7 protein-coding genes are annotated in these 6832 nt (G+C 34.1%); 1 reads left to right on the top strand and 6 read right to left on the bottom strand.

Annotation, left to right across the window (positions count from 1 at the left end):
- Positions 1–116 precede the first annotated feature (116 nt).
- Positions 117–290, top strand: coding sequence for a hypothetical protein (locus C6H17_RS12365; protein WP_005218960.1), 174 nt, complete (start codon positions 117–119; stop codon positions 288–290).
- 304 nt (positions 291–594) lie between these two features.
- Here C6H17_RS12365 and C6H17_RS11905 read toward each other — a convergent pair whose 3' ends face one another.
- The 6 genes from C6H17_RS11905 to ilvA all read right to left on the bottom strand — a co-directional run bounded on the left by C6H17_RS11905 (position 595) and on the right by ilvA (position 6611).
- The gene (locus C6H17_RS11905) at positions 595–846 is read right to left on the bottom strand and encodes a hypothetical protein (RefSeq protein WP_005218959.1); all 252 of its coding nucleotides are present in this window, start codon (positions 844–846) and stop codon (positions 595–597) included.
- A 421-nt stretch (positions 847–1267) separates the two neighbouring features.
- Entirely contained in the window at positions 1268–1834 is a 567-nt protein-coding gene (locus C6H17_RS11900) for a hypothetical protein (RefSeq protein ID WP_158655029.1), read from the bottom strand.
- Entirely contained in the window at positions 1818–2705 is an 888-nt protein-coding gene (locus C6H17_RS11895) for a hypothetical protein (RefSeq protein ID WP_104731471.1), read from the bottom strand. The genes C6H17_RS11900 and C6H17_RS11895 overlap by 17 nt, the downstream gene beginning before the upstream one ends.
- 72 nt (positions 2706–2777) lie before the next feature.
- Positions 2778–4316 carry a glycosyltransferase gene (locus C6H17_RS11890; protein WP_020995617.1) on the bottom strand — a complete coding sequence of 513 codons (1539 nt, stop codon included), beginning with the start codon at positions 4314–4316 and terminating at the stop codon, positions 2778–2780.
- Positions 4317–4325: 9 nt separating this feature from the next.
- Positions 4326–5354, bottom strand: a complete 1029-nt coding sequence (locus C6H17_RS11885; RefSeq protein ID WP_005218953.1) for a glycosyltransferase family 2 protein — start codon at positions 5352–5354, stop codon at positions 4326–4328.
- Positions 5355–5375: 21 nt separating this feature from the next.
- On the bottom strand, positions 5376–6611 hold the full coding sequence (gene ilvA / locus C6H17_RS11880) for a threonine ammonia-lyase (protein WP_005218951.1): 1236 nt from the start codon (positions 6609–6611) through the stop codon (positions 5376–5378).
- Positions 6612–6832 lie beyond the last annotated feature (221 nt).

Here is a 6832-nt window from a genome sequence, read left to right as displayed (position 1 = left end):
CAATATGTAAAAGACATTATAACAATACCACAGAAGCCTATAGTCAAATAAAAGCTTTTATGCTTGAAGATGGTTTTACACATAGATAATATTTAGGCTATGCTTCTAAAAATGTAATGGATGAAAAGCAAATAAGCTTACTTGCAAAACGAATTTCGCGTAAATTTACTTGGCTCTCTACTTGTGTGCAGAGTTTTGATGTAGTGGGTATAGGCGAACAACATTATTTAACACATTTATTTACAGACAGAGCTTTACAAAAAGATAGAAATCTTATAAAGCAAGATTAAAGCAGTGATACCCGTATAAATGCAAGACTATCCAAACCTTTAAAATTCTCAAACTTAGAGACAGAATCTTATAAAAGTTGAGTTTAGCAATGGAATTACATATCTCTGTATTCAGATTTTGACTGAATAGCAAAGGCTTGTTTTATTGGTAGTTTTATGACATGATGCAACGAGTCTTTGATAAGCCTTAAAGGTTTAGTGCGTTATCTAAGTTTCCAGCGTTAATCGTGTGTGCCGGGAACGCCATTAAAATCTAATGGTTAGCGTTTTAAAGGCATTTGTTTTTTAAATCCCCTTTTTCAAACTACATACTTTTAAAGCTTAATTCATTAACCTTTTGTCGTATCTCCTCCACAATTATATAATATCCATTTATCTGTTTTACACTTATTAAAACTTCCTTGTTCTTATGGTCTTTTGTTAAAGTTTGCGGGGTGGCTTTGTTTGCATAATCTTGATATTTCGCAATTTCATTAAATGCAACGGCTTTTTTTGGTTGCCATTCTTTACCATAGGTGAGTTTCTCCATGTCTTTTAAATGTGTGAATAACTTCACTAGGTGTTATGCTTATTATGGTTTTTTGTAAGATTCTAAAACCCAATTGTTTTGCCTTTGTCTCACCTTTTGTTGTTTCATATAATTTTTTAAACATTGTTTTAAAAATATCTTGGCAAGATGGGTAATTGTCAATTTATCACTGCTTTCACCAACATATCAAAAAAATAGCTTTTAACAAACTACACCCTTGTATAATATGAAAATGCTTATTTTACTTTTATAGATTTCATGGCTTATTATGATAACTTGTCATGTTGAGCGGAGAGAAGTGTCTTAAGGTTTATATTCTAGTAAAGAGATTTTACTGTTTTTGCTTAATTATAGCGATCTTTTGAAAAAGGCGAAATATCTCTCTATAATCTCTAGATTAGATGTTTATGTTTCTCAGCATGACAACCACTATAATCCCATATAGATTCTAATTTCTAAACATCTTACGGAGTTTGTGCTTAATGTATGGCATGGTTGCTCTGTGTTTTATCTTATGTAAGAGTCGATTGCAATATGTATTTTGGGTGTGCTTATATGTTTCTTTTGTGGAGTGAATGCTAGATTCTAGTTCCTTAGCTCCTGTTTTTATTAAATATTCAATAATAATATCTCTATGCAGTAAAATTTCAACCATGTCTTTATGCGATAAAGATTCATCTATTAGTCTTTTATATTTTTCTATGGGTGGGAGTATGTGATTATAGCTATATTGTGGTGAAATTTTTATATTTTCTTTTGATAGGGCTTCATAGTCCAGAGTTTCTGTGTGATAGTTACCCTCTTTTGTAGCACAAAAGAAAGCAATAATGTCGCAAAATGAGATTTGATGAGAATCTTCTCTCCAACTCATTGCATTGTGATAGTATTCTTTACTATAATCTTTATTATCGCCAAGCCTACATATTGTATTTTTTCTGATATAAAAGGGGTTTTGTATCTCAATCATGCAGTTTAGCATATTCGTTTCTTTGACAATATTACCCCCCCCCCCCATTGTATGCGTTATTAGTGCATGTATTATTGCATAATTCTAAGCTTGTGTATGCTAAGCCACACTCTTCCCAGCTCTCCGGTGCTTTAAAATCCTCTTTCCATTCCCTTGTATTATTCCATGTATGTAAGCCTATAAGACAACAATCCTCTAACTTTTTAGGGAAAGCTAAGATTGTATTAGAATCTAGTCTATATATCTGTTCCCCATACATTGAATTGACGAGATAATCCTCTTTTATTTTACCCTTTTTTACTATCATATCCTTTGGAGTGCATTCAAAAAATTTTGGATTATCATTTGTGATTGCAAGCTTTTTTGGCATTTGAAAAATCTCTATTGAATCTATGATATTTTTGCCTACTCTTTGCATAATGCTGCTTAACTGGTGTCCCCAATCAATTGTTTTACTAAACTCTTGTAAAGCATAATTTTCATAATATTCCTGCATATCAATGCAATTAAATCCATATTCTTCACACAGCTTCCTATGCATATTATTGATTAATCTATAATTTTCAAAATAATTAGGTAACAGCAAAGATACTACTTTTTTATTCAAAAAATAAAGCTCTTTATAAAACCACGAGAGATTACGATAAAAAATATCAAGCGGTAATTTTTCATGTGATTCGTATATATCATACACATCATTTACATTAGATTCTGTAATAATCAACTCTGCATTTTCAAAAATTTCTTTGTTTCGCTTTCGTTTTAATTCATAGAAATTTTGAAATGAATTACACGCTCCAAGTCCAAAATTATAAAATTTAAACTCATCTTTATTCATTAATGAATCTTGTATGCCCTTTTGTAATCCATCACCCATAACAGAATTACTACCACCAAGTAAAATAATATTCTTTTGCATTGCTTTCCTTTTTTTGTAAGGTTTCATTGTAGCATGTAAGTTTGTGTGTTGTTAAAATGCTATGTGTTAAATCTAGTTATTAAATATATCTTGCCATAGTTTCATTACTGCTTCTTTGCTAAAAGCTATACTTACCTTTTGCTTTGCTTGTAATCCCATAGATTCTCTTTTTTGCTTATCACTCATTAAGTCTATAAGTTTATCCGCGTAGTCTTGTAAGTCATTATCTTCTATAAGATAACCGCTTGTGTGAGATTCTATAATATCGCTTGGACCCGCAGCAATATCAAAAGCAACACAAGGCAAGGCATAAGAGCTAGCCTCCACAAGCACCATACCAAAGCCCTCAAAATGGCTAGTCATCGCATAAATACTTGCATTGAGATACTCTTTTTCTATATCTTTTGTAAAGGGCTTTAGGATAATGCTATCTTGTAGATTTTTTTCTAGAATCTTTGCTTGGATTTGCTCTTTCATTGCTCCATCGCCAACGATAACAAGCTGCCAAGATTCTAAAGCCTTTTTGTGCGTTGCAGTTTCCACCCTTTTAAGAGAGTTTGCCTTTCGTGCTTCGTCATTTATGTTTAATAAACTCCTTGCATTCAAGGCTTCACAACTCTTAAAATCATCGCAAACTGCTTCCGCACTAAGTCGCTTAGAATCTAAGGTTGTTTTGTGGCTGTCATTTTGAATTGTTATCTTGTCATATTTGCAAGTGTGGGCAAGAGCTTCGCTCGTGCGAGTGCGTAAGCACGAAATATCTTTTTTTGATTCTGTGTTTTTAGATGTTTCGCTTCGCTCAACATGACAAGGATTAGGATTGAGGCTAGATACTTCGCCTAAAGGCTCAGTATGACAAATGGAAGATTCAGTATGACAAATGGTAAAGTCGGTATGACAAGAAGTAGGTTTAGCATAACAAAGATTAGAATCTAAATTTTCATTATTTTTGCACCCTAAACCCCGCAGCCCACCCATTCTCTCTTGCACCTTTTCCCAAATATCTATAAGCCTTAAAAAGCCTTTTTGATCACCCCTATCCATACGCCCAACAGATATAATTCTATGCTGATTGGAATCTGTGTTTTTATGTGAGATAAAAGGCAGAAAGTTTGGGATTACTTTAACATTTTTATGATAGCTCTGCCATTTGTTTAATTCACGAGATGAAAGCACGACTAAGGTATCAAAGAGATTAAATATCTTTTGCTTTCTTTTATCTATCTTTTTTGGTGCGTTTAAATGCCATAAGCGGATATATTGTATAGAATCTAGTTTAGTTTTTGGGATATACCAGCCATCATTTGCTAGGATAATATTGGGCTTTTCTTGCTGTGCGATTGTATCTACTTTTTTGCTTAAGATATATCGATAAATGCTTTTATTAAAAAGCTTTTTCAATGGGTTTTTACTCTTTGGTGTAGTGTGTGATAGAAAGCGGACATTTATATTTTCATTCAAGCTAAAAGCAATATCTTTTTCTAATCTAAAAAGGCTAATAATATGCACCTCAAAGCCTATCTCACTAAACGCATTAGAGAGATTGACACACACTCTCTCGCCCCCGCCAGATTCTGTAATATCTTTGAGAATGATATAGATTTTTTGCATGAGAATCCTTTAGCGATTATAAAGCGTTTTGCCAAATAGTGTAATGATTTTATGCTTTTTATTAAGGCTTATGCGGAAGTTTTTACGCCGCCATTCTTTAAAGGTTTGCGTTTTTGCTAGAAACTCATCAAGTGTTTTTGCTTTAAGGGCAGAATCTAGCACTTTATTTCTAGCAAGCACACTAGATTCTATCCCTAAAGAGTGGATAAACTCTTGTAAAAGCCCTAAATAATTAGAATCTTTTGCTAAATACTCATAGCTTTGTGATGGGCGTAAAATATGAGTCGGCAAAATATAGGTATGCAGTAAATCATGCTCTTTAAAAAAGTTATAGATAAAAGCAAAGGCGTTAAAAAACTCTTGTGGTGGGTGGGTTTTCTTTGTGAGTGAATTAGCCCTTAGTCGATAGAAATATATCGCACTCTTTGTCAGGGCAATCTCTTTTGCTAAGACATTCGCACATACACCAAAAGGCACATCTTCAGCAAATCTCACAGGTGGAAATCGCAAGTCTTTTAGCAGTGAAGCACAAAAGACACTTCGCCATGGATCGATTTTATCTGTAAGATTCTTGCTTGTAACCTTACGCATGACGCCTTTTTCTCTCTCTTGCGTCTTTGTGAAAATCTCTTTATTATAGTTATCATCATGGAATACGCAGATATTTCTACTCTTTGCGATTAGGGCATTATTTGCTTCAAGGCAGTAGATAAGATTAGCATAATAATCTTTTGCTATCACATCATCAGAATCTACTAAGCCAATGTATGCAGTATCTTGTGTGTTTTGTGTTGAAAAAATGTATTCTAACCCCGTGTTTCTAGCTGCCCCTAAGCCTTTATTCTCTTGATTTATAAGGATAAAGCGAGAATCTTTTTGCGTGTATTCTTGTGCTATTTTAGGACTTTTGTCTTTGCTACCATCATTTATAAGTATGGCTTGAAAATTATTATAAGTTTGTGCTTGTATAGAATCTAGGCATTCTTTTAGATACTTTTCTACATTATAGATAGGGATTATTATAGATAGGGCTAACATGAGAATCCTTTGTGTTATATTTTAGGGCATTTCGCTGAATTGATACCCATGCTCTAATAAAATCTTATATACAGAATCTTTATGTTCTTTTCCTTTAATCTCAAGGGCTAATTCTACAATAGCATCGCCATATTCAAGCTTTGTGCTAATACGTGAATAGTTAATAAATACGATATTTGCCCCCTCTTTTGTTAAAAGCTCGGTTAGATTCTGCAGACTTCCGGGCTTATCTACAAGGATAACTTGAAATTTCATCTTTCTATCACTCTTTAATAAAGCCTTTTCTATAATGATATTTAGCATGGTTACATCGATATTTCCACCACTTAAAACCACCCCGACTTTTTCATTTGGGCTAATTTTTACTTTATGGTGCATTAGGGCGGCAACACTAGCAGCACCCGCCCCTTCTACCACTAGCTTTTGAGATTCTAAAAGGAATAAAATCGCACTTGCTATCTCTTCATCATCTACTTCTACAATGCCATCAACACAGGACATAATGCAGTTAAAAGTCATCTCATTCACATCTCGCACAGCTATCCCATCAGCGATAGTTTTCACACTGCTTGAGTTTTGCATAGCTCTTGCATAAAAGCTTTGCTTCATCGCATTTGCACCTTTTGCATTCACACCTATGATACGCGTTTTTGGCGATAGGGCTTTATAGGCACTTGCTATACCGCTAATTAGCCCACCACCACCTATTGGCACTATCACAACATCAAGCTCTTCTTCTGCTATCATCTCAAGGGCTATGCTGCCTTGCCCTGCCATCACATCAATATCAGCAAAAGGGTGGATAAAGGTTAGATTCTCTTCTTGTGCGATCTTTTGTGCCTTCTCATATGCTTCATCATAGTTATTCCCCGCTAAGACTACTTCAGCACCCATAGCCTTTGTGCCGATAACCTTTAAAAGCGGCGTAGATTCTGGCATAACGATAACTGCCCTTGTATTAAAATGCTGTGCGCTAAAGGCTACACCTTGTGCGTGATTACCCGCACTTGCACATATCACGCCTTTATTTAGAATCTGCGTATTATTTTTGCTATCTAGCTCTTTTAATGTTGCAATCTTATTAAACGCCCCGCGTATTTTAAATGCTCCTGTGGGTTGCAAGTTCTCTTTTTTTAAATACACCTTTGCATTTGCGATATTGCTTAAACGCGGCGCATAAGCTAATGGGTGCTGCATGATTATATGTTGCAATCTATTCTTAGCAGCCTTAATGCTATCAAGTTCTATTAAGCCCATATTCTCTCCGTAAGTATAAATTTAAGTAAAAATAAATGCGTATTTTATCATGTTTTAAGCAAGTTGTTTTTATGGATTTGTTATTGTTTAGAATCTAGCTATCTTTTTGGAGTATTAGGTTTATGGTTAAGCATAGATTGCAAAACTTCATATAATGTGATTACGCTAAGTTTGTAAATATGGCTATTTTATAAGATTCTATATTCTTGTCATATTGAGTG

Origin of the sequence: Helicobacter rappini, from assembly GCF_900198625.1 — a bacterium.
GTDB lineage: Bacteria > Campylobacterota > Campylobacteria > Campylobacterales > Helicobacteraceae > Helicobacter_A > Helicobacter_A rappini.
This window is presented reverse-complemented; position numbering and strand designations above follow the sequence as displayed.